The sequence below is a fragment of the Tenacibaculum aquaeponti genome, from assembly GCF_057221555.1.
The window spans coordinates 63013-85099 of sequence record NZ_CM170147.1 but is presented as its reverse complement, the minus strand read 5'-3'; the positions used below and the strand labels follow the sequence as shown (position 1 = coordinate 85099).

Genomic DNA, 22087 nt, shown 5'->3' with positions numbered 1-22087 from the left:
TCAAAAAAGAACGAAACAACATCATGAAAACAAAAATATTATCATTCGTAGCTATTATAGCAATGATTTTTGCTACAAATGCTCAAAGAGATTTAAATATACAACCAAAACCAGGACCAGCACCCAAAGTAAAATTAGGTAAACCAGAAAAATTTAAACTTTCTAATGGCTTACAAGTCATAATGGTTGAAAATCATAAATTACCAAGAGTTTCTGCAAGTTTATCTATTGATAATAAACCTTATTTCGAAGGAGATAAAGTTGGGGTATCTAGTCTTTTAGGAGGATTACTTGGAAATGGAACAAAAAATATTTCTAAAGATGATTTTAATGAAAGAGTAGATTATTTAGGAGCTAATGTTGGTTTTTCAAGTAGTGGCGCTTTTGCATCTTCATTAAAGAAATATTTTCCAGAAATTTTAGGATTAATGGCTGATGGAGTAAAAAATCCTATTTTCTCAAAAGATGAATTTGATAAAGAAGTCGAAAGAACTCTTGAGAGCTTAAAAAACAATGAAAAAAACGTTACTGCTATTGCAAGACGCGTTGAAAATTATTTAACTTATGGTAAAAATCATCCTTTTGGTGAATACTCTACTCCTGAATCTATTAAAAACATTAGTTTAGATGATGTTAAAAATAATTATAACACATATTACAGACCTAATAATGCTTATTTAGTTATTGTTGGAGATATTAATCCTAAAGAAACTAAAAAACTAATTAAAAAATTATTTAGTGATTGGAAAAAAGGATCTATTCCTGCTTACACAATTCCAAAAACCACCAACCCTACTACTACAGAAATTAACTTCATTAACATGCCAAATGCAGTTCAATCTGAAATTGCTGTAATAAATAATGTTGATTTAACTTTAGGCGATAAAGATTATTATGCAGGTTTATTAGCTAACAATATTTTAGGAGGTGGTGGTACTGCTCGTTTATTTATGAATTTACGTGAAGACAAAGGATATACTTATGGTTCTTACTCTCGTTTAAGTCAAAGTAGATATGCAGGTACATTTAGAGCTACTGCTAGTGTTCGTAATATGGTAACAGATAGCGCTGTAGTTGAATTGCAAAAAGAAATCAACAAAATTCGTTATCAAAAAGTTTCAGAAGAAGAATTAAAAAACGCAAAAGCTAAATATGTTGGAAGTTTTGTGTTAGATGTTCAAAAACCAAGAACGGTAGCTAATTATGCTTTAAATATTGCACGCTATAATTTACCTGAAGATTTTTATGAAAAATACCTAGAAAACATAAATTCGGTAACTTTAGATGATGTTCAAAATGCTGCTATAAAATACTTCAAAGGAGATAAAGCTAGAATCTTTATTACTGGTAAAGGAATTGATGTTTTGAAAAATCTTGAACAAACTTCTGATTATGCTATAAAATATTTTGACAAAAAAGGTAATCCTACTTCAAAACCAGAAATGAGCTTACCTATACCAGAAGGAATGACTGCTTCTTTAGTAATTAACAATTATTTTAAAGCTGTTGGGGGTAAAGATAAAATAGATAATGTAAAATCTGTTATGACAGTTGCTAATGGAAAAATTCAAGGAATTGACGTTGTATTAACTACAAAAAATGCTGCACCAAATAAAACAGTTACAGTTTTAACTGGAATGGGACAAACTTTTATGAAAAATGTTTTTGACGGTGAAAAAGGGTATGCAGAACAACAAGGTCGTAAATTTGAGTTTAATGATAAACAATTAGAGGAAGCTAAAGCTAACAAAACTCCATTTGAAGATGAAATTTATAAGTCTGGTAAATTAGATCGTATAGAATCTATCGATGGAAATAATGCTTACGTTATTAAATATAATAACACTGAAGTTTTCTACGATATTAAAACTGGTTACAAAGTAAAAACTGTGAAAACTGTAAAAACTCCAAGAGGAGATCAACAAGTTCCAATTACTTATTCAAATTATAAAGAAGTTAACGGAATTAAATTCCCTCATAAAATTATTCAAAAAATGGGGCCAATGGAATTAAATTTCGACGTAAAAGAGATTAAATTAAATGAAGGTGTATCTGATGCAGATTTTAAATAAAATCTAACTTACCAAAAGTTTAAAAGAGCTAGAAAACTAGCTCTTTTTTTTATTTACTAAATACACTCCAAATAAAATGATAACACCAGCTAATAATTGTATAAAACTCAATTTTTCTCCATCTACAATCCCCCATAAAACAGCAACAATAGGAATTAAATATGTTACCGAAGTAGAAAATACCGGCGATGATATATGTATTAATTTATTAAACATTACTTTAGCAATTCCAGTGCCTATTATAGCTAAAATCGATATATAAAATAATCCTTCTCCTACTTCTTCTGTTAATTCTAATGTAGTAAAGAAACCCGTAAAAAATAAAACGATTAAAGCAGGAATAACAATTAAAATAAAGTTCCCTGTAGTTATTGCCAATGGCTCTAATTCTTGTAAGTATTTTTTAATAATATTTACATTACAAGCATATCCAATGGAAGATAAAATAGGTAACAATGCAAACCAATAATTCTGATTTGGATTTAAGTCAGCACCTTTCAAAATAAGTATACAAGTTCCGATTAAACCAATTAAAATTCCAATTAGTTGGTTAGATTTAAAAGTTATTCCAAAAAATAAAGAACCAATTAATAAAGTATTAAATGGTGTTAATGAATTTAAAATTGAAGCAATTGAACTATCTATTCCAGAAATTGCATAGGCATACATAAATGATGGAAAAAAAGTTGCTAATAATGCACTTAAGAAAACATATTTCCATTGCTCTTTTTTAATTTTTCTTAAACTCTTATAACCTATTAAAAGTAAAAAAATAGTAGCTATAATTATTCTTAAAGCCCCAACTTGAATTGGTGTTAATCCTATCAAAGCTTTTTTCATTAGGATAAAAGAACTTCCCCACACTAAAGCTAGAAAAATCAGATAAAACCATTTTTGTTGAAATTTACTCATTTGTCTAATTTGAAATTACAAAAATCGCTTATTTTAAACATTTAAGAATCTTTTTTAATAAATTTGTATTATAATTAAATAGATGTTTAATATGAAATTTTTAAAAACAATATTCTCTTTATTTCTTATAGTTACTGTTGCTATTAGTTGTAAATCAGAACCAAAAAAAGAAGTAAAAAAAGAAGAAGTTAATTCAGCAACTTTAGCAAAAGCAGAAACATTATCTTTAAATATTTCTGGTATGACATGTGAAATGGGGTGTGCAAAAACCATTGAATCTAAATTAGTAAAAAAAGAAGGAGTTTATGAGGCAAAAGTAGTTTTTAATGATAGTATTGCAACAATAAAGTATAATGGAGATAAGTTAAACAAAACTGATTTAATGGCATTTATTGAATCTGTTGGAGATGGAGAATCATATAAAGTTTCAGAAACTTCAAAAATGAACTGTGAAAAAGATTGCAAAAATGAGTGTTGTAAAACTAATAAAACACAAAAAAAGACTTGTGAAGAAAATTGCAAAAAAGAATGTTGTAAAACCGAAAAAGCTTAATTACACATAAATTTAAAAACACAAAAAAACTCCTGAAAGTTAAATAACTTTAGGAGTTTTTTCTTTAACAGAGTTTTAACAAAGAGTATTTAAACCATTATAGAACTTCGTTGTCTAAATAGAATTATCTATTAACCGATATAAATGAAAAAAATCACACTACTTTTTTTACTGATAGGAATATCAGTTTTTGCTCAAAAACCACAAAAAATTAATATTAGTGGTAAAATTATTGAAGCAAGCTCTAAGCAACCCCTAGAATACGCAACATTAATATTAACTAGTTTAAAAACAAAAAGAGTTACTGGTGGAGTAACAGATATTAATGGTAAATTCTCAATAGATGTTCCTAAAGGAGCTTACAGTATGAAAGTTGAATTTATTGGATTCAAAACTAAACAGCTTTCTCAAAAAACACTTACTGAAAACACAAATTTAGGTACTATAACTCTAAAAGAAGATGCTGAAACTTTAGATGAAGTAGAGATCATTGCCGAAAAATCTACAGTTGAAATTCGTTTAGATAAAAAAATCTATAATGTAGGTAAAGACATGACCATTAAAGGTGGAAATGCTTCTGATGTGTTAGATAATGTTCCGTCAGTAAATGTTGATGCTGAAGGTGCTGTAAGCTTACGAGGAAATGAAAACGTTAGAATTTTAATTGATGGTAAACCTTCTGCCCTAGTTGGATTGAATGGAACAGATGCTTTAAGAAATTTACCTGCAGATGCCATAGAAAAAGTAGAAGTAATAACATCGCCTTCTGCTCGTTACGATGCTGAAGGTACAGCTGGAATTTTAAATATCATTCTTAGAAAAGGAAAAGTAACTGGATTCAATGGATCTTTAAATTTATCTGCTGGTAATCCTGATTTATTTCAACTATCAGGAAATTTAAACTACAGAACTAAAAAGTTTAACATTTTTACAAACTTAGGATATTCTTTCAGAAATGGTCCTGGAAATTCTTTTAGTGATTTTACCAATCTTGAAAATGGAGTTATTACAGATTTTAGAACTGAAGACAGAACATTCCAAAGGAAAAATAATAATTACAACGGATCTATTGGTTTGGAATATTATTTAAATAAAAATAGTTCTATAACAGGTACATTCTTCTACAGAAAAAATAACGGAGATGATATAGCAACCAATATAACTAACTTTTTAGATGTAAATAGAGTTAGTACTGATGAAATTACTAGAATTGAAAATGAAAAAGAAGATGGAATTAATAAACAGTTTTCTTTAAATTACTCAAACAATCTTGATGATAAAGGTCAAAAGTTAACTATTGATTTTCAACACAGTGACAACAATGAAGATGAATTTTCTAGTATAACAGACAATAATACTTTGTCGGAATTAAATAGTCAATTCACTAATTCTACTAACACTTTATTTCAAGCAGATTATGTATTACCTATTGGAGAAAAACATCAGTTAGAATTAGGTCATAAATCAGAATTTCAAAACTTAAACTCAGACTTTAGAGTTAGAGATGCTAATGGTCTTCCTTTAGATCCTGATCCTTCTAATAACATTAATTTCAAGCAAAATATTTATGCGCATTATGCGCAATTTGGAAGTAAATTCGACAAATTCTCTTATTTATTAGGTTTAAGAGTTGAAACAACTGAAATCGATTTATTTTTAATTAATACTAGTGAAAAATCTGAAAAAAACTTTACACAAATATTCCCTACTGTTAATTTAGGATATGAATTAAATGAAACAGATAATCTTACTTTAGGATATAGTCGACGTTTGCGTAGACCTCGTTTTTGGTTTTTAAATCCGTTTGAAACTAGAAGCTCTGCTACAGCTGTATTTAAAGGAAATCCGGATTTAACTCCAACATTTACGAATTCTTATGATTTAGGATATACAACTCGTTTAGGAAAGCTAACTTTAAATTCTTCTGTTTACTATCAACGTTCAACAGATTTAATTCAGCGAGTTTCTATTATTGAAGAAAGAGAAATTAATGGGCAACCAACAAATGTTTTTGTTCGTCAGCCATTTAACTTAAATAATGAAGATCGATATGGATTTGAATTAACAACTAATTACAATCCTTTTAAATGGATGCGTTTATCTAGTACATTCAATTATTTTAAATTCAAAACAAATGAATTCTCTTTTACATCTACAGCAACAGATGGAACAGAAGTAACAACACTTTTACCTGAAGTTAATAATAATAGTTGGTTTGTACGTTTTAACTCTAGAATTACATTGCCTGCAAAAATTCAATGGCAAACTAGAGTTCGTTATCGTGGACCACAAGCCAATGCTCAAGGAAACCGTGATGGTGTATTTGTAGCCAATTTAGCTTTCAGTAAAGATTTATTTAAAGAAAAAGCTACTTTAGTTTTAAATGTTAACGACTTACTTAACGACCGTGTTCGTAGAAGTCAAACCTTTAATCCAAACCAAGAAAATCCTTCTACAATAGCAGATCAAGAATTTCAATGGAGAGAACGTCAAATTACATTAAGTTTTACATACAGATTTAATCAAAAGAAAAAAAGAGAACGACCACAGAGAGAATATGAAGGTGGTGGCGAAGCATTTTAAATTAACATAATATAGATTTAAAAATAGCATGCTTAAAATTTAAATATGCTATTTTTAAATCAACTCATAAAATATTTTAAAAAAGTTAAATTTATCTTTTCGAAAAATATTAAATAATAAAAAAGGTCTACATAATTGTAGACCTTTTTAAATTTTATTTTTTATAGCTTACTTTCCTTCAGCAGCCTTTTTAGCTTCTCTTTTTAACTTTAAATTTTCCCAAATAGTTCCACCAATCCAGTAAGGAACTACAAACGTTAGTAAGAAAATTAACAACCAAAAACCAGTTGTAAAAATAAACATGAATAATACTAATCCTGAAAATTGTGAAAAATCTAACATCTGTTCTTATTGTAAATTATCTAAATGCAAAAATAACACTTATTTTTATTATTCAAATATGATTTTTAAAAATATTTCATTATAGTTTTTAATCTTAATTTTCTTATAGTTTTATTAACTTTGAAATCTCTTAAATACTAAATAAATAACAATGGAATATAGAATTGAAAAGGACACCATGGGTGAGGTTAAAGTACCTGCAAATAAATATTGGGGAGCTCAAACTGAACGTTCTAGAAACAATTTTAAAATTGGTCCTGCTGCAACTATGCCTTTAGAAGTAGTTTATGGATTTGCTTACTTAAAAAAAGCTGCTGCTTATACAAACTGTGAATTAGGTGTTTTAGCTGAAGAAAAGCGAGATTTAATTGCACAAGTTTGTGATGAGATTTTAGCTGGTAAGCATGATGATCAATTTCCATTGGTAATTTGGCAAACAGGTTCTGGTACACAAAGTAACATGAATGTAAATGAAGTAGTTGCAAATAGAGCTCATGAAATAGCTGGTAAAAAAATTGGTGAAGGGGAAAAAACTATTCAACCTAACGATGATGTAAATAAATCTCAATCTTCAAACGATACATTTCCTACAGGAATGCATATTGCAGCTTATAAAAAGATTGTAGAAGTTACTATTCCTGGAGTTGAGCAATTACGTGATACATTACAAGCGAAATCTGAAGCTTTTGCTAATGTTGTAAAAATTGGACGTACACATTTAATGGATGCTACTCCCCTAACTTTAGGTCAGGAATTTTCTGGATATGTAGCCCAATTAAACTTTGGTTTAAAAGCTTTAAAAAACTCATTAACTCATTTAAGCCAATTAGCTTTAGGAGGAACAGCTGTTGGTACAGGTTTAAATACTCCTGCTGGTTATGATATTTTAGTTGCAAAGTATATTGCAGATTTTACAGGTTTGCCTTTTGTTACTGCTGAAAATAAATTTGAAGCTTTAGCTGCTCATGATGCTTTAGTTGAAACTCATGGAGCGTTAAAGCAATTAGCGGTTTCATTAAATAAAATTGCAAATGATATTCGTTTAATGGCTTCTGGTCCTCGTTCAGGTATTGGAGAATTAATTATTCCTGCAAATGAGCCAGGTTCTTCTATTATGCCTGGAAAAGTAAATCCTACTCAAGCAGAAGCAATCACCATGGTTTGTGCACAAGTAATGGGGAACGATGTTGCTGTTACAGTTGGTGGAACACAAGGACATTACGAATTAAACGTGTTTAAGCCAATGATGGCGGCTAACGTATTACAATCTGCTCAATTAATCGGAGATGCTTGTGTCTCTTTTGATGTAAATTGTGCTGCTGGAATTGAACCTAACCATGGAAGAATTACTGAATTAGTAAACAACTCTTTAATGTTAGTTACAGCTTTGAATACTAAAATTGGATATTATAAAGCTGCTGAAATAGCAAATACTGCTCACGCTAACGGAACTACTTTAAAAGAAGAGGCAATTAACTTAGGTTATGTTACTGCAGAAGAATACGACGAATGGGTAAAACCAGAAGATATGACTGGAAGTTTAAAATAAATAAAACTTCAAATTTTATAAATAATTAAGAACCACAACAAAATGTTGTGGTTTTTATTTTACCTTTTTTAATTACTGATTGCAAGACATTTAAAAACAAAATGTGTTTTCATTTTACAAATTTTAAAATAGTTGGCACGTTGTTTGAAAAAAGCTTAGTAATTACTTAAAACAGAACTTATGAAATTAAGAACACTACTATTTTTAGCACTGAGCATTTCTTTTTCTTCATTTGCACAAAAGAAAACGGAATATGCTACTTTCAAAAAAGAATTAAAACAACAGAAATATACACCAGAAGTAATTTTAGATAAAGCGTTAAATTATTCTTCTAGTCATGATATTTATGTTTCAGAACTTGTTGATGCTTGTCGTTTTTTCTCTAGTGATAGAAAAAAGTACAGAATCTGTGTTAATGCATATCCAAGAATAATTGACAAAAGAAACTTCTTTCAAGTTTATGATCTTTTCAGAAATTTTTCTTTAGCAATGCAGTTGTATCATAACACACAAGCAAATCAAAATGAAATTTCTCAGATAGATTACCCGAATGCTGAGTATTACAGAGGTCCAACAACTAATAACTGTAATCAACCAATGCCTGAATATCAATTTAGAAACATTTACAGTCAAATTGGAAATAGAAGAAATAATGGAAATCGTTATTTAAAAGATATTATTTCTAACAATTGTTTAAGTACAAGACAAATCATGAAGCTAACTGAAAAGTTACAAAGCAATAGAAATCGTTATGATTTATTAAAATTCGCTTTTCAATTTTCTTACGATCTTGAAAACTTTTATTACACAGAGCAGTTAATTAGTGATAATTATTTAAAGCAACAGCTAAATAGATTTATAGATAGAGAAATAAGTCAATTAAATAATCATGTTGGATTTGATGATTGCAGACCTTTATCTCAAAGTGAATACGATTACGTTTTAAAATCAATCAAAGATGAAAGATTTACAAAAGAGCGTTTGAAACTAGCAAAGAAACACATAGAGCGCAATTGTTTTTCTATTGACAGAATTAGACTTATTGTAAAAGAATTTAATTTCGATCAAGATAAATTAGCCCTTTTAAAACTTAGTTATCAATATTGCTCAAACAAAGAGCAATTCTTTAAATTAAAAGAAACTTTAAGTTTCTCTAGATATAAAAGAGAATTCGATCAGTTTTTACTAGATCATTAGTATATAAAAGATAAAGCCACAATAAAAATGTTGTGGCTTTATCTTTTATAATTATCATTTTACTTCTGATAATAAATAGTACTTCATTTTTTGGACTTCTTCATAAACATGCTCAGACAAAGTTCTGCAATTATTTATTAAATATGAGTTATATAAATAAATTTCATTTCCTACTATAATTTTTTTAAAGGATGTGTGATTATCATATGCAATAACACCTTTATCAATACCATTAATTATATATAAAGATCTACCCCCACAACATTCATTGAATGGAATATAATAGATTAACAGATCTTCTTCCTCTTTAAATTCATCATATATTTCTTTAATCAAAACAGAACTAAAAAAATGATCTTCTAATTCATAATAAGAATCTTCTATTAACGTCTTATCAATACTTAAATCAATTAAAATCTTTACAAATTTTTCTGAATAAAAAGCTTCTACTCTATAATTGGAGTCATTTAAATTAAAAATATCTGAAAAATAAAACCCTTTATAACCTACAATAGTTAATACTTCTTTTAATTCTTCAGAAAAATATATATTGAATTTATCTTCTATTCTACCTAATTCTAATAAAACTGAATAAGGATAATAACCACTCTCAGACAAAATATACTGTAAAAATTCATTCGATTCAATCAGTTTTTTTCTTTTTTCTTTTTTAATTCCTGAAGCTATTATTTTAATATCACTTATTATTTTTAGTATTTTTTCCATTCAATTTTTAAGCAAAAGTAACAATTAAACAGTTAATTTTTGTTTTACTTTCAACATCATAAGAAGATCATTTATAACTAAAAAGAACACGTTAAAGGATTATTCCTGAGTTAGTTCGTCTTTTAAATTTTACTTTTAGAACTAACTAATCTCGTAATAAATTAAAACCAACGAATAATGGAAAAACCTCAAAACGAAAAATCATCGTCATGTTGGAACTGTGACGGAGACATCGAAATTGTGACAAAACGTCTTGAAGAGATGTTTGTAGAAATGGGACAAAAAACAAGAATTGAAAGAGGACAAAAACCTGCTGAAAGAGCTGTATTCAGAAAACAACACGGAATAGCTTACGGTAACTTTGTTATTAATAAAGATATTGAAGATCGTTTTAAATTAGGTTTATTTGCTGGAGATTCTTATGAATGTGCTGTTCGTTTTTCTAGTGATACAGAACCAACTTCTCCTGATTTACATTCTACTCTTGGAATTGGACTTAAACTTTTTGGTGTAAATGGAGAAAATATTTTAGATAGTGGTACAAATGCCGATTTCATCATGCAAAATATCGATCGTTTTTTTGCTCGAGATGCGCAACAGATGTGTAGTTTCACCACTGCTGGTGTTATCGACAGAGATTACGATTCTTACATAGCGAAACATCCTGAATTAGCAGCTATCTTAAAAGCTATGACTAAAGAAGAAGCTAGTGTTTTAAGTGCTAGTTATTGGGCTATTTTACCTTTCAAATTAGGAGAAAATCAAATTGTAAAATACCGTTTAGTTCCAGAAAATACTTACAAAGGAACTCCTTTTAATGAAAATGACTATTTAAAGATTAATCTTGAAAAACGTTTATTACAAGGTGATGCTACTTTCAGATTTGAAATCCAATTACGAACAAATCCTGAAACCATGCCTATTGACGATGCTCAAGTTGTATGGAGTACAGAAGAGAGCCCGTATATCTGTATCGCAAAATTACATTTACCTCAACAAAACGTAGCTGCAATCGGTCAAGCTGAATTTGGAAGTAACTTAGCTTTTAATATTTGGAGAACACTACCAGAACACGAACCATTAGGTTCAATTGCTCAAGTTAGAAAAGTTGTGTACGCTGCCAGTGCTGAGACCAGACACCAAGCTAACGGAGAATTATTAGAAGAACCTAAAAAGAGAAATCCGCATTTCGAAGGAAACATCGATGAAAATGATGATTGTATTGTTACTGCAGGAATTTTTCCTCCAATAGGAATTATGCGTGTTGGTAACAGTCAGAATGAATATTTTTTAGGTCCATTAACTGACGAACCAATTGCCCAAGAAGATCCGTATGCTTATAGAGACGAAATCGGAGCTTTAAAAAGACAAGCTGCACAGTTTAGAATATATGGATTTAATGCAGCAGGAAAAGCTGTAAAAGAATTAACTGCTGAAAATGCAAACATCACTTGGCATTGTCACTTAGCAAATCAAAAAGCTTCTTGGTATCAATTTCAATTAGCTCTAGATATTCCTGAAGCTGCAGACGCTCCACCTTCATTTTTAAGAAATATTAATGTTTCGAATCGCGAATCATTATTAATCGATGGTAGTGCTCAATCTATTTCTGGTGTAGGCATTGAAGACGGACCAACTTTTGAAGGTAAATTTTTAGATAAAAAAGTGTATTTGGGCGAAATGCGTACTGATGAAAAAGGAAGACTAATTATGTTAGGCGGACATGGAAAATCAGAAAATATAGATGGTGATATTGCCATTACTTTCGCCAATAATGAGGGTTGGTATGATGATACTTCAGACGGACCAGTAACTGCTGAAGTTGAATACAACGGAACAAAATTAAAAGTAGATCCAGCTTGGGTTGTATGTGCTCCACCAGATTATGCACCAATGCAAAAATCTGTAAGAACAATGTGGGATTTAATGCGAAGTGTTGCTGTAAAATCTGGAATGTTAACTAGGCCTCAACGCCCGTCATTCACAAAAGATATTTTACCAATTTTTCAACGTATGACAGATTTACAATGGGTAAATGCTGGATTCGCTGGAGCTTTTGGTTGGGGAGGTCAGTTCAATTATACTTCAAAAGAATGGATAAAAAAATTAGGAAATCCTTCTCCTGCCTTTCTTGAAATGAGAAGAACAATCTCTAATAATTTCAGAAGAATTGATGTAAAAGGTGCTGAAGCTCCACAATTATGGCCTTGGTTATATGGAGATGCTATTAGTATTCCTTCCACAGGATCAGTTCGTCAACACGCAACTTTATCAGAATTACAATTAGAATTTTTAGATCAATGGGTTACTGGAGATTTTGATGCTGATTATATGGATACAGAAGGTTGTCCATTTCATGCTGAACCTAAGAAAATTGATGATTTACCAGTAGACGAACAACCAGATATGCTAACAAAAGCTGCAATGGATTTCTGTTTAGCTGATGCTTTCCATCCAGGTTGTGAAATGACATGGCCAATGCGTTCTTCTGGAATGTATATGAGCGCTTTTAGAGTTAAGCATGCAAAAGCAACTCCTCCTGTGAATAATATTTACTACGGACCAACAATGAATAGCGATACATTAACTTTAGCTAAAGGACCTATTTTAGGTGGGCAAGTAGCTGGTGGAATTACACGTTGGATGGCTATTCCTTGGCAAACAGATACGGCAAGTTGTAGAGATGGTTATACAACTACATACGATCCTTATTTACCTACTTTTTGGCCAGCGAGAGTTCCTAATAATATTTTGAATGAAAAACGTTATGATCAAACTTTAGATTCGAATTTAGCAGAAGAAACAAGAATGGAAGCTTTTGCTGATAGAGCAGATTGGTTGAGTGATCTTCCTTTAGATGGTGCTTCACCAAACTACACGAACCAAATTAACAGTATGGTAAAGTATTTTGATAAATTAGCTGTGGTTCAAAAACGACCTGGAGTATTAAACGATCCTAATTTCCCTAAAGAAATGCAAGTTGGTATCACTCCTACTCCAGCGCAAGAAGCAGATTTATTAAAAGCAACATTAGAAGATTTAGCTGGAATTTTAGATGTAGGAACTTTAAATGATGAGACTAAAGAAATTTTAACTACTGCAGTAGATAAATTATCAGATAAGAATTTATTAAACGAAGAATTATTATTAGAAAGTGCTCAAAATGAATTATTAACTTTAGTTGAAGATGAAATCACAAAAGATTTTGCACCAACAGCAAATGTTATTAATACAGTGAGTTTAATAGCTTCCAAACTGCACAATATCAGTAAAACAAAATCTCATCAATCGGCACCAGAGAAAAAGATTGAAGTTGGTATTCCAGAGAAAATGACACGATTCTCAAGGTTTATTCCGAAGTAAAGAGAAAGGTACATGATACCAAATCATAATACAGAAATATTAATTTTAGGTGGCGGCATTGCTGGGTGTATTGCCGCCATTTCTCTAGCAGATACTTACAAAGTAACTCTAGTAGATAAATTAATTCAGCCTACAGAAAAAGCTGGTGAATCTTTAGCACCAGCTACGCATCGAATTTTAAATGCACTCGGACTTTCACTTAGCGATAGTGAGTATAAAAATATTTTTATCAATAATTTCGGAATGCAATCGTACTGGGGAAGTGATCGAGTACAAATAATAGATCATTTAAGAAATCCTGATGGAACATCAAAAAGTGTCGATCGTAAAAAGTTGGCTTTTTATTTAAGAGAAAAAGCTATTGAAAAAGGCGTAGATTGTTTCTGGGGATTACGCTTTTTTAATAGTTCTTATCAAGATAACACATGGAATATAACTTGTAAGTCTGATGATATAAAAAATCGTACTACGAAAGTCTTCTCTACAAAGTTTGTTATTGATGCTACAGGAAGAGGAGCACATTTTGCAAAAACTCAAAATATCAAAAGAACAAAATACGATTCGTTAATTTCTTGTTGGCTAACAGTGCCTAACACCACACAAAATACGATGAGTACTATTTTACCAGATGAGTTTGGTTGGTGGTACAGTGCGGTAATTCCTAATAATAAAAGAATTTTATCATATCAAACTGACGCAGATATTATAGATAAAAGTGTTTTTAAAAGTTTCAATTCGTTTTCAAAACTTATTCATCAAAATAAAATTATAAATCAATTTATCGAAGATCAAACTGATACTATTGAATTTCATGGTGTTGTAAGTGCTAATTCTACTAAATTAAATCAAGTTGTTGGTCAACAATGGTTAGCTTTAGGAGATGCTGCAATTAGTTTTGATCCTTTATCTTCTCAAGGAATGTTTAATGCTATGGCAACTGCTATGCAAGTTAGTGATTTACTTAAAAAAGTAAATATTTCATCAAACCTAAATGAAGAAAAAACAGCTTATTTATCAAATAATTACACCTCACAAATAGATTCAATCTGGAATCAATATCTGAAGCATAAAGACTTATTTTACAGTGCAGAAACTCGTTGGAAAACAGCAACTTTTTGGAAAAGAAGACAAGAAACTGTATTCGTATCATAAAATCTACTATTTTTGCTGCCCTTTTTTTATCTTTAAATAAAAATTATGAATACACACGAAACTTATATGAGTGAAGCTGTAAAAGCTGCTTTAAGAGGAATGCAAAACAATGAAGGAGGTCCGTTTGGATGTATTATTGTAAAAGATGGTGAAATTGTTGGACGCGGTAATAATAAAGTTACATCAACAAATGATCCAACAGCACATGCTGAAGTTACAGCAATTAGAGATGCATGTAAAAACTTAGGAACTTTTCAATTAGATGGCTGTATTGTTTACACTTCTTGCGAGCCTTGTCCGATGTGTTTAGGAGCAATTTATTGGGCGCGTCCGGATAAAGTATTTTATGGTAGTAATCAAGTTGATGCTGCCAATATAGGTTTTGATGATGAGTTCATTTATAAAGAAATTCCGTTACCCTACGAGAAAAGAAGTATTCCTTTTGAACAAGTAGGTAGAGATATTGCCTTAGAACCTTTTCAAAAGTGGACAGAAAAAGACGATAAAATTGAATATTAATTTTGAAAATCCTTATCTTGTAGATAAGGATTTTTTTATCTCAAAAAAGATGATTACACTAGAAAACGACCAACTACAAATACAAATAAAAACTGCTGGTGCAGAGCTTACTAAAATCTATTCAAAACAAACTCAATTAGATTATTTATGGAATGGTGATGAGAAATTTTGGAAACGCCACGCTCCTATTTTATTTCCTATTGTTGGTAAACTAAAAGAACATACATATTTCGTAGATCATCAGAAATATCATTTACCTCAACATGGTTTTGCTAGAGATAATGAATTTAGTGTGATGTCTAACAATGGTAATAAAATCACATTTGAACTAAATTATTCTGACAAAACATTAGAAATTTACCCTTATAAATTTAAGCTACACGTTTCTTACACTCTAATAGAAAACTCGATCAAAACTGAGTATCACGTAAAAAATGAGGACGATAAAGCAATTTATTTCTCAATTGGTGCACATCCAGCTTTTTCTTGTCCAATTACTTCTGAAACATATTTTTCTGATTATTACATTGAATTTGAAACTAATGAAACTCCTCTACAATATTCTTTAAATAAAACTAACGGATTGCGTACTATAAATCCGACTGAACAATCGATTGATAAGATCTTTAAATTAAATTATGAATTATTTAAAGATGATGCTCTAATTTATAAAAACATTTCCTCTAAAAAGATTGCTCTAAAATCTAACAAACATGAACACGGACTTAATTTTTTAAGTTCAGACTGGGAATATTTTGCTTTTTGGACCAAAAAAGATGCTCCTTTCATTTGTTTTGAACCATGGATGGGAGCTGCTGATCTTGAAACTACCAACCAAGATTTCACTCAAAAAGATAGTATTATCAAATTAGACGTAGATAAGGAGTTTGAAAAAGAATATACCATTGAAATTTACTAAAACACTCTTTTTTAAAGGAATTAAACTCACCATGAACTCTATTATACTTTTTTTCGGAAAGTTATTTTTTTAAACCACTCAGATATATTATCCGTATAGTGTCTGTATTTTATTTCTATATTGAATTCTTTAAAAATATTTTTTAATTCTTTTATTTGATTTTTGTCAAGTTCAATTACTAACTCAGATTCCTGGATTTTCAAATAAAAAAATTTCCTATATTCCTTACCAAATATTACTTGATTAATTGAATTTAATTCTATTACTTTTTTTGAATCTTTAAATTCAAGTATTAATTCCTTATTTGTAGTAGACACTTCTCCTATTCTTAAAAACAACCAACTATTCATAAACCACAAAATCATTCCTGAAAACACAAAGAACTTTGAAAATGAACTTATGTAGAAATCATATTTCCCAATAGTATTTGCTGCTTCAAACATTGTTAATACTATCAATAAAATGCCATAAAGCAGCAAACATTCTTTCCAAATTCTAAAAAACCTATGATTATAAACATAGTTTGTATCAATTAAATCTGCTTTCATAAATCCTTAAATTACAACAAATAACGTTCTTTAATCACTTGCAAATGATGTTTCTGGTGACCAGCCATAACCATTCCTAAAGCACGAACAGATATTTTATTTCCTGAACCTGAACCTATTTTCAGTAAATCTTCTTGTCTAAAGCTTTTAAATAACTGAATCGTTCCTTTTCTAAGTAAATTCATTTCATCTAGTAAATCTTTATAATCTCTATCCTGAGCTATAGAATTAATAACGAACAAATCTTGATCGAAACCAGGTAAATCGGTTTTGTCATTTCTTGCAAAACATAAAGCTCGATAACAAAAAATACGTTCTGTATCTATTAAATGCTGAATTAATTCCTTAATTGTCCATTTACCATCAGCATAAGCATAATTCTCTTTATTTGATGGTATAGTTCTTAAAGTAGTTTCAAAATCTTCTTGAACTGTCTTTAAATTTTCGATTATAGATTTTTCAGTTTCTAAGTTTGTAATAAACGAAGTATAATACGGGTTGTATTCTGTAGTTGGTATCATAAAATTTTTAATCTATGTCTATTAAACCAAAGATTAATTTATAAGCCTTTATAGTTTAATATCTTATAAAATTTAATGCTAAAAATACCATTTCCTAATTTAAAAATAAAAGAATATACCCTGACAAAGCCAAAAATAAACACAATGGCGAAAAGTATTTAGTATCGTTTACAGCAAATTTGGTTTGTTTAATTTTCTTAAAAAAACCTACATATTTAAAATCTCCTACAGCTCTCAATAAAAAAATAGAAGAAAATATTAGTAAACCATTCATCTTAATCCACTGAGGTAGAAAGTAAAAATCATAAATTTTAGCTACTTGTATATAACTACTAAAAATTAGTAATACAAAAAACGCAACTAATAACGTTAAAATTGGCGGAGCTTTTAAAACTTTTGCTTCTTTTGCATTTGTTGGAATAACACGATCGAGACCGAAAGTGCCTCCAAAAGCCCAATAGAAATGAAATAAAGAAATAATAAGTAATATAATACTACATATAATTGCAAGAAAAAATGTCATATTGATTCGTCTTTTTATGTATGTTTGTTATTACCCAAAGTTAAAGATCCCTTATGACAACCTTATTGATAAATATCAAGGAATTAATACAAGTTAGAGAAAAAAGCGTTAAAAAGGTTTCAGGAAATGAAATGAAAGAACTACCAACCTTAAAAAATGCTTTTTTAGCTATTGAAAATGAGAAAATAATAGATTTTGGTTTAATGAAGGATATACCTTCTTATTCTGCTGCTATTTTAATAGACTGCAAAGGAAAAATGGTATTTCCCACGTGGTGTGATAGTCATACACATATCGTTTACGCTGGAACAAGAGAACAAGAGTTTGTTGACCGAATTAACGGTTTAACCTATGAAGAAATCGCTAAAAAAGGTGGTGGTATATTAAATTCTGCTAAAAGATTACGTGAAAGTTCTGAAGAAGAGTTATATGAATTAACTAAAGTTAGACTCGATGAAGTTATGCGTTTAGGTACTGGAGCCATAGAAATAAAATCTGGTTATGGCTTAACAACAGATGCTGAACTTAAAATGCTTAGAGTGATCAAACGACTTAGAGATGAATTCGATTTACCAATTAAAGCTACATTTTTAGGCGCGCATGCTTTTCCTCAAGAATTTAAAGAAAACCAAGAAGCTTATATCGATGTAATCATTAATGAAATGCTACCTAAAGTTGCATCTGAAAATTTAGCAGAATTTGTAGATGTTTTTTGCGAAACAGGTTATTTTACTGTAAAACAAACTGAAAGAATTATTCAAGCAGCTAAAAAAGTAGGATTACAACCTAAAGTTCATGTAAATCAATTTACAACTATAGGTGGTGTAGAAAAATGTGTTACTAACAATGCACTTTCTGTAGATCATTTAGAAGTTTTAAACGATGACGATATAAAAGCTTTACAAGGATCTGAGACAATGCCTGTAGCGCTTCCTTCGTGTTCTTATTTCTTAAGTATTCCTTACACACCTGCTCGACAAATTATTGATAATAATTTACCTTTAGCATTAGCTTCTGATTATAATCCGGGTTCTACTCCTTCTGGAAACATGAATTTTGTTGTAGCCACTGCTTGTATAAAAATGAAAATGACTCCAGAAGAAGCTATTAATGCTGCAACAATAAATGGTGCATATGCAATGAACTTATCTGATGAAGTTGGATCGATTACTAAAGGTAAAAAGGCTAACTTTTTTATAACTAAAGAAATCTCATCATATAATTTCTTACCTTATAATTTCGGATCTAGCGTAATTGAGTCTGTATATATAAACGGAAAACTTGTATAGCATGTTGCAAACATTTTCTAGCAATACCATTTTAGAATTTGTATCACTTAGAGATGGAGAATCTAAACTTGGTGAACATATTCAAACGATACATAACAATAAAAATGTAGTAGAAGAATTAAAAGCATCTTCTGCTACATTTATTATTTTAGGTGTTCCTGAAGATATTGGTGTACAAATGAATTATGGAAATGCTGGGGCTCACACAGCTTTCATTCCTGCACTTCAGGCATTATTAAACACACAACAAAATCAGTTTATTAATGGTAATGATATATTGATTCTTGGTTATTTAGATTTTTTAGATGAAGTAATTGATTTTAATCCCGAAGATCGTAATAAAGGAAATGAACTATTAAAAAAGTTAGACACTGAATTATCTAAATGGATTTCTATTATTGTTCAAGCTAACAAAATTCCAATTGTAATTGGTGGAGGACACAATAATTCTTACGGAAACATTAAAGGTTTTTCAGAAGCTTTAAATCAATCCGTAAATGTTATTAATCTTGATGCTCATACCGATCTTAGAAAACTGGAAGAACGTCATAGTGGAAATGGTTTTTCTTACGCTTTACAACATGGGTTTTTAGATAAATATTTCATGTTTGGTTTGCATGGAAATTATACACCTCAATACATATTCGATCTTATTCACAACAACATCAATCTTGAATATAATATGTTTGAAGAAATCGCTGTTTACAAAAGCACAACGTTTGAAAGCGAATTACAGCGAGCTATAAATTTTATTGCTGAGAAACCTTTCGGAATTGAAATTGATCTCGATTGTATTCAATCTTTTCCTAGTAGTGCGATGACTCCAAGTGGATTTACTCCTGAAGAAGCAAGACGTGTTGTTTATTTCTTTGGTAAGCATAAATCAGCAAACTATTTACATATTTGTGAAGGTGCTCCTTCATTATCCAATGAAAAATTAGCTACAAAACAAGTAGGAAAATATATCAGTTATTTAATTACTGATTTTATTAAGTCGAAAACCAATTGAAAAAAACTTCAGCTATATTATTAATAATTGTTTTAGCTCAGTTTTTCTGTACTTCTTTGTGGTTTGCTGGTAATGGAGTTTTAAATGATTTAATCACTGTTTTTAATTTAGAAAATGGATCATTAGCTAGTCTTACATCATCAGTACAATTCGGGTTCATTATTGGAACTTTATCCTTTGCATTATTAAATATTGCTGATCGATTTTCTCCTTCAAAAGTATTTTTCGTTAGTGGATTATTAGGAGCTGTTTTTAACTTAGGAATAATTTATCCTGATAATAACATAAATAGCTTAATAATCTTTCGTTTCTTAACCGGATTTTTCTTAGCTGGTATTTATCCTGTTGGAATGAAAATTGCCGCAGATCATTTTGATAAAAACTTAGGGAAATCTTTAGGTTATTTAGTTGGCGCACTTGTTTTAGGTACAGCTTTTCCTCACTTTTTGTCCTTTTTTACAACAGCATTACCTTGGAAAGTTGTTATTTGTAGTACTTCAGGTTTAGCTTTATTAGGGAGTTTGCTAATTTTAATATGCATTCCTGATGGTCCTTTCAGAAAAAAAAGCAGTTCTTTAAAACTGAATGCTATTTTTCAAGTTTTTAAAAAGAAAAAATTTCGATCTGCTGCATTAGGATATTTCGGTCATATGTGGGAGTTGTATACTTTTTGGGCTTTTGTTCCTATTATTCTAGGTATTTATTTAGATAGAAATCCAACCGTAAAATTTAATATTTCTCTACTATCTTTTAGTATTATAGCAATTGGTAGTTTAGGGTGTATTTTAGGTGGCTATTTATCATTAAAATGGGAAACTAAGAAGATTGCCATGATCGCATTAGCAATATCTGGATTATGTTGTCTTACTTCTTCTCTATTCTTTTCTTCTCCGTTATTTATATTTATTCTTTTTGTTTTACTCTGGGGTTTTACAGTGATTATGGATTCTCCTCTTTTTTCAACTTTAGTAGCTAAAAATGCTCCTATAGAAATTAAGGGAACTGCCCTTACTATTGTAAACTGTTTAGGATATAGTTTAACAATTATAAGTATTCAAACAATAAACTATTTACGAGAGTTTATTCCTAAAGAATATTTATTTGTTGTGTTAGCTATAGGTCCAATATTAGGTCTTTTGGCATTAAAACAGAACAGTAAAACTATAACTCATTAGTTTTTTTTAATCAATCCAATTTTTAAAGTCTTTCACACGCTCTCTACTCACAATAATTTCTTGATCAGTAAAAGAATGTAAAACTAACTTTAATCGTGAATTTGTATACGATATGATGTCTTTTATGGCGTTAATATGAACTATAAACGTTCTATTTACTCTAAAGAATTGTTCTGGATCTAAATGATCGTACCAATGCTCTAAAGAATGATCTATCAAGTAATTTCTATTCTCGTTCGTATGTATATAAGTAGCTTTATTTTCTGAATACAAACACTCGATATTGTCTGTATGTATAATCTTTATATGCTGACCAATTTTTATCGTAAAACGCTTCTTATATTTTCTATCTATCGGATTAATTAACAACTTTCTAATTTCGTTAATATCAACCTGAATGTTATTGCTTTTTGGTTGTTGTTCTTTGTATTTATCTACAGCAACTTTCAATTCATCATCATCTATTGGTTTTAATAGATAATCAATAGAATTTAATTTAAAGGCTTTAAGCGCATATTCATCATAAGCTGTAGTAAAAATGATTGCAGATTTTACTGGTATTTCTTCAAAAATTTCAAAAGACAAACCATCTGAAAGTTGAATATCCAAGAAAATTAAATCAGGATGTTCATTCGTTTGAAACCAATTTAACGCTTCTTCCACAGAATGCAACATTGTATTTACTTCTATATTCAATTCAGCTAACATTCTATTTAAACGTCTTGCTGCTGGTTTTTCATCTTCAATTATTAAAACATTCATATTGTTAATACCAATTAGTCTATATATTTATTTGCTTGTTTTTTATCTTTTTCTATTAACTCTTTAATTTTTTGTTTTTCCCAATTCTTTCCTAAAAGTATTGATATCGCGTAAATATCTATGGCTTGAAAAATTATAATAATTCCCCAAACAGCCCATAAAGGATACACTTTATAGTTTTCAAAATTATACCAAAGGTTACTAATTTTAAAGCCACCGAATATATGAAAGTTTATTTCTGATATCTTAGATGATAAGGCAAAAATTATATTAATGACCAAATAAACTGTTAAGTGATCGTAAAACGATTTTATTTTCGCTGCTTCTTTCTTAGCTTGTAAATATTTATTCTTCTTTACATCTAACACCATAA

20 protein-coding genes are annotated in these 22087 nt (G+C 29.6%); 12 read left to right on the top strand and 8 right to left on the bottom strand.

Annotated features, from left to right (window positions below):
• The first annotated feature begins 23 nt into the window (after positions 1-23).
• Positions 24-2072, top strand: a complete 2049-nt coding sequence (locus AC2TEO_RS00410; protein WP_442266210.1) for a M16 family metallopeptidase — start codon at positions 24-26, stop codon at positions 2070-2072.
• 36 nt (positions 2073-2108) lie between these two features.
• On the opposite strand, the gene AC2TEO_RS00405 is transcribed toward AC2TEO_RS00410, so the two are convergent.
• Complete coding sequence (locus AC2TEO_RS00405; RefSeq protein WP_442266209.1) at positions 2109-2984, bottom strand: DMT family transporter; 876 nt, start codon at positions 2982-2984, stop codon at positions 2109-2111.
• Positions 2985-3075: 91 nt separating this feature from the next.
• Here AC2TEO_RS00405 and AC2TEO_RS00400 point away from each other — a divergent pair, with 91 nt between their 5' ends.
• Together AC2TEO_RS00400 and AC2TEO_RS00395 are read left to right on the top strand one after the other, a co-directional pair.
• Positions 3076-3537, top strand: a complete 462-nt coding sequence (locus tag AC2TEO_RS00400; protein WP_442266208.1) for a cation transporter — start codon at positions 3076-3078, stop codon at positions 3535-3537.
• A 144-nt stretch (positions 3538-3681) separates the two neighbouring features.
• Positions 3682-6120, top strand: a complete 2439-nt coding sequence (locus AC2TEO_RS00395) for a TonB-dependent receptor (RefSeq protein ID WP_442266207.1) — start codon at positions 3682-3684, stop codon at positions 6118-6120.
• Between the two features lie 168 nt (positions 6121-6288).
• Here AC2TEO_RS00395 and AC2TEO_RS00390 read toward each other — a convergent pair whose 3' ends face one another.
• Positions 6289-6462, bottom strand: coding sequence for a hypothetical protein (locus AC2TEO_RS00390; RefSeq protein WP_173862350.1), 174 nt, complete (start codon positions 6460-6462; stop codon positions 6289-6291).
• 151 nt (positions 6463-6613) lie between these two features.
• On the opposite strand from AC2TEO_RS00390, the gene fumC reads away from it, so the two are divergent.
• The gene (gene fumC / locus AC2TEO_RS00385) at positions 6614-8011 is read left to right on the top strand and encodes a class II fumarate hydratase (RefSeq protein WP_442266206.1); all 1398 of its coding nucleotides are present in this window, start codon (positions 6614-6616) and stop codon (positions 8009-8011) included.
• Positions 8012-8191: 180 nt separating this feature from the next.
• Positions 8192-9208 carry a proline and serine-rich protein 1 family protein gene (locus AC2TEO_RS00380; protein WP_442266205.1) on the top strand — a complete coding sequence of 339 codons (1017 nt, stop codon included), beginning with the start codon at positions 8192-8194 and terminating at the stop codon, positions 9206-9208.
• Between the two features lie 54 nt (positions 9209-9262).
• On the opposite strand, the gene AC2TEO_RS00375 is transcribed toward AC2TEO_RS00380, so the two are convergent.
• Positions 9263-9934 carry a hypothetical protein gene (locus AC2TEO_RS00375; RefSeq protein WP_442266204.1) on the bottom strand — a complete coding sequence of 224 codons (672 nt, stop codon included), beginning with the start codon at positions 9932-9934 and terminating at the stop codon, positions 9263-9265.
• Positions 9935-10111: 177 nt separating this feature from the next.
• Here AC2TEO_RS00375 and AC2TEO_RS00370 point away from each other — a divergent pair, with 177 nt between their 5' ends.
• From AC2TEO_RS00370 to AC2TEO_RS00355, 4 genes are read left to right on the top strand one after another with little or no spacing between them, the layout of a single operon-like run.
• Positions 10112-13297 carry a LodA/GoxA family CTQ-dependent oxidase gene (locus tag AC2TEO_RS00370; RefSeq protein ID WP_442266203.1) on the top strand — a complete coding sequence of 1062 codons (3186 nt, stop codon included), beginning with the start codon at positions 10112-10114 and terminating at the stop codon, positions 13295-13297.
• A 12-nt stretch (positions 13298-13309) separates the two neighbouring features.
• Positions 13310-14449, top strand: a complete 1140-nt coding sequence (locus tag AC2TEO_RS00365; RefSeq protein ID WP_442266202.1) for a tryptophan 7-halogenase — start codon at positions 13310-13312, stop codon at positions 14447-14449.
• Positions 14450-14494: 45 nt separating this feature from the next.
• Entirely contained in the window at positions 14495-14968 is a 474-nt protein-coding gene (locus AC2TEO_RS00360) for a nucleoside deaminase (protein WP_442266201.1), read from the top strand.
• A 49-nt stretch (positions 14969-15017) separates the two neighbouring features.
• The gene (locus AC2TEO_RS00355; protein WP_442266200.1) at positions 15018-15887 is read left to right on the top strand and encodes an aldose 1-epimerase family protein; all 870 of its coding nucleotides are present in this window, start codon (positions 15018-15020) and stop codon (positions 15885-15887) included.
• A 41-nt stretch (positions 15888-15928) separates the two neighbouring features.
• Here the strand turns inward: AC2TEO_RS00355 and AC2TEO_RS00350 are convergent, their stop codons facing one another.
• From AC2TEO_RS00350 to AC2TEO_RS00340, 3 genes are all read right to left on the bottom strand, one after another.
• On the bottom strand, positions 15929-16435 hold the full coding sequence (locus AC2TEO_RS00350) for a hypothetical protein (RefSeq protein ID WP_442266199.1): 507 nt from the start codon (positions 16433-16435) through the stop codon (positions 15929-15931).
• An 11-nt stretch (positions 16436-16446) separates the two neighbouring features.
• Entirely contained in the window at positions 16447-16956 is a 510-nt protein-coding gene (locus AC2TEO_RS00345) for a DinB family protein (RefSeq protein ID WP_442266198.1), read from the bottom strand.
• 94 nt (positions 16957-17050) lie between these two features.
• Positions 17051-17479 carry a DUF3995 domain-containing protein gene (locus AC2TEO_RS00340; RefSeq protein ID WP_442266197.1) on the bottom strand — a complete coding sequence of 143 codons (429 nt, stop codon included), beginning with the start codon at positions 17477-17479 and terminating at the stop codon, positions 17051-17053.
• 53 nt (positions 17480-17532) lie between these two features.
• Between AC2TEO_RS00340 and hutI the strand changes: the two genes are divergently transcribed.
• Genes hutI through AC2TEO_RS00325 form a run of 3 tightly spaced genes read left to right on the top strand, consistent with a single transcriptional unit; the run spans position 17533 to position 20952 of the window.
• On the top strand, positions 17533-18768 hold the full coding sequence (gene hutI, locus AC2TEO_RS00335; RefSeq protein WP_442266196.1) for an imidazolonepropionase: 1236 nt from the start codon (positions 17533-17535) through the stop codon (positions 18766-18768).
• A gap of 1 nt (position 18769) precedes the next feature.
• The gene (locus AC2TEO_RS00330) at positions 18770-19777 is read left to right on the top strand and encodes a formimidoylglutamase (protein ID WP_442266195.1); all 1008 of its coding nucleotides are present in this window, start codon (positions 18770-18772) and stop codon (positions 19775-19777) included.
• A complete protein-coding gene (locus AC2TEO_RS00325; RefSeq protein ID WP_442266194.1) occupies positions 19774-20952 on the top strand; it encodes an MFS transporter in 1179 nt (392 codons plus the stop codon). Before AC2TEO_RS00330 ends, AC2TEO_RS00325 begins: the two co-directional genes overlap by 4 nt.
• Positions 20953-20958: 6 nt before the next feature.
• Here the strand turns inward: AC2TEO_RS00325 and AC2TEO_RS00320 are convergent, their stop codons facing one another.
• Together AC2TEO_RS00320 and AC2TEO_RS00315 are read right to left on the bottom strand one after the other, a co-directional pair.
• Complete coding sequence (locus AC2TEO_RS00320) at positions 20959-21714, bottom strand: LytR/AlgR family response regulator transcription factor (protein ID WP_299620370.1); 756 nt, start codon at positions 21712-21714, stop codon at positions 20959-20961.
• A gap of 14 nt (positions 21715-21728) precedes the next feature.
• A complete protein-coding gene (locus AC2TEO_RS00315) occupies positions 21729-22085 on the bottom strand; it encodes a 2TM domain-containing protein (protein ID WP_442266193.1) in 357 nt (118 codons plus the stop codon).
• Positions 22086-22087: the final 2 nt, after the last annotated feature.

Coding starts and splice junctions, on each gene's coding strand:
- AC2TEO_RS00410 (WP_442266210.1), top strand. CDS start 24: ATGAAAACAAAAATATTATCATTCGTAGCTATTATAGCAATGATTTTT.
- AC2TEO_RS00405 (WP_442266209.1), bottom strand. CDS start 2,984: ATGAGTAAATTTCAACAAAAATGGTTTTATCTGATTTTTCTAGCTTTA.
- AC2TEO_RS00400 (WP_442266208.1), top strand. CDS start 3,076: ATGAAATTTTTAAAAACAATATTCTCTTTATTTCTTATAGTTACTGTT.
- AC2TEO_RS00395 (WP_442266207.1), top strand. CDS start 3,682: ATGAAAAAAATCACACTACTTTTTTTACTGATAGGAATATCAGTTTTT.
- AC2TEO_RS00390 (WP_173862350.1), bottom strand. CDS start 6,462: ATGTTAGATTTTTCACAATTTTCAGGATTAGTATTATTCATGTTTATT.
- fumC (WP_442266206.1), top strand. CDS start 6,614: ATGGAATATAGAATTGAAAAGGACACCATGGGTGAGGTTAAAGTACCT.
- AC2TEO_RS00380 (WP_442266205.1), top strand. CDS start 8,192: ATGAAATTAAGAACACTACTATTTTTAGCACTGAGCATTTCTTTTTCT.
- AC2TEO_RS00375 (WP_442266204.1), bottom strand. CDS start 9,934: ATGGAAAAAATACTAAAAATAATAAGTGATATTAAAATAATAGCTTCA.
- AC2TEO_RS00370 (WP_442266203.1), top strand. CDS start 10,112: ATGGAAAAACCTCAAAACGAAAAATCATCGTCATGTTGGAACTGTGAC.
- AC2TEO_RS00365 (WP_442266202.1), top strand. CDS start 13,310: ATGATACCAAATCATAATACAGAAATATTAATTTTAGGTGGCGGCATT.
- AC2TEO_RS00360 (WP_442266201.1), top strand. CDS start 14,495: ATGAATACACACGAAACTTATATGAGTGAAGCTGTAAAAGCTGCTTTA.
- AC2TEO_RS00355 (WP_442266200.1), top strand. CDS start 15,018: ATGATTACACTAGAAAACGACCAACTACAAATACAAATAAAAACTGCT.
- AC2TEO_RS00350 (WP_442266199.1), bottom strand. CDS start 16,435: ATGAAAGCAGATTTAATTGATACAAACTATGTTTATAATCATAGGTTT.
- AC2TEO_RS00345 (WP_442266198.1), bottom strand. CDS start 16,956: ATGATACCAACTACAGAATACAACCCGTATTATACTTCGTTTATTACA.
- AC2TEO_RS00340 (WP_442266197.1), bottom strand. CDS start 17,479: ATGACATTTTTTCTTGCAATTATATGTAGTATTATATTACTTATTATT.
- hutI (WP_442266196.1), top strand. CDS start 17,533: ATGACAACCTTATTGATAAATATCAAGGAATTAATACAAGTTAGAGAA.
- AC2TEO_RS00330 (WP_442266195.1), top strand. CDS start 18,770: ATGTTGCAAACATTTTCTAGCAATACCATTTTAGAATTTGTATCACTT.
- AC2TEO_RS00320 (WP_299620370.1), bottom strand. CDS start 21,714: ATGAATGTTTTAATAATTGAAGATGAAAAACCAGCAGCAAGACGTTTA.
- AC2TEO_RS00315 (WP_442266193.1), bottom strand. CDS start 22,085: ATGGTGTTAGATGTAAAGAAGAATAAATATTTACAAGCTAAGAAAGAA.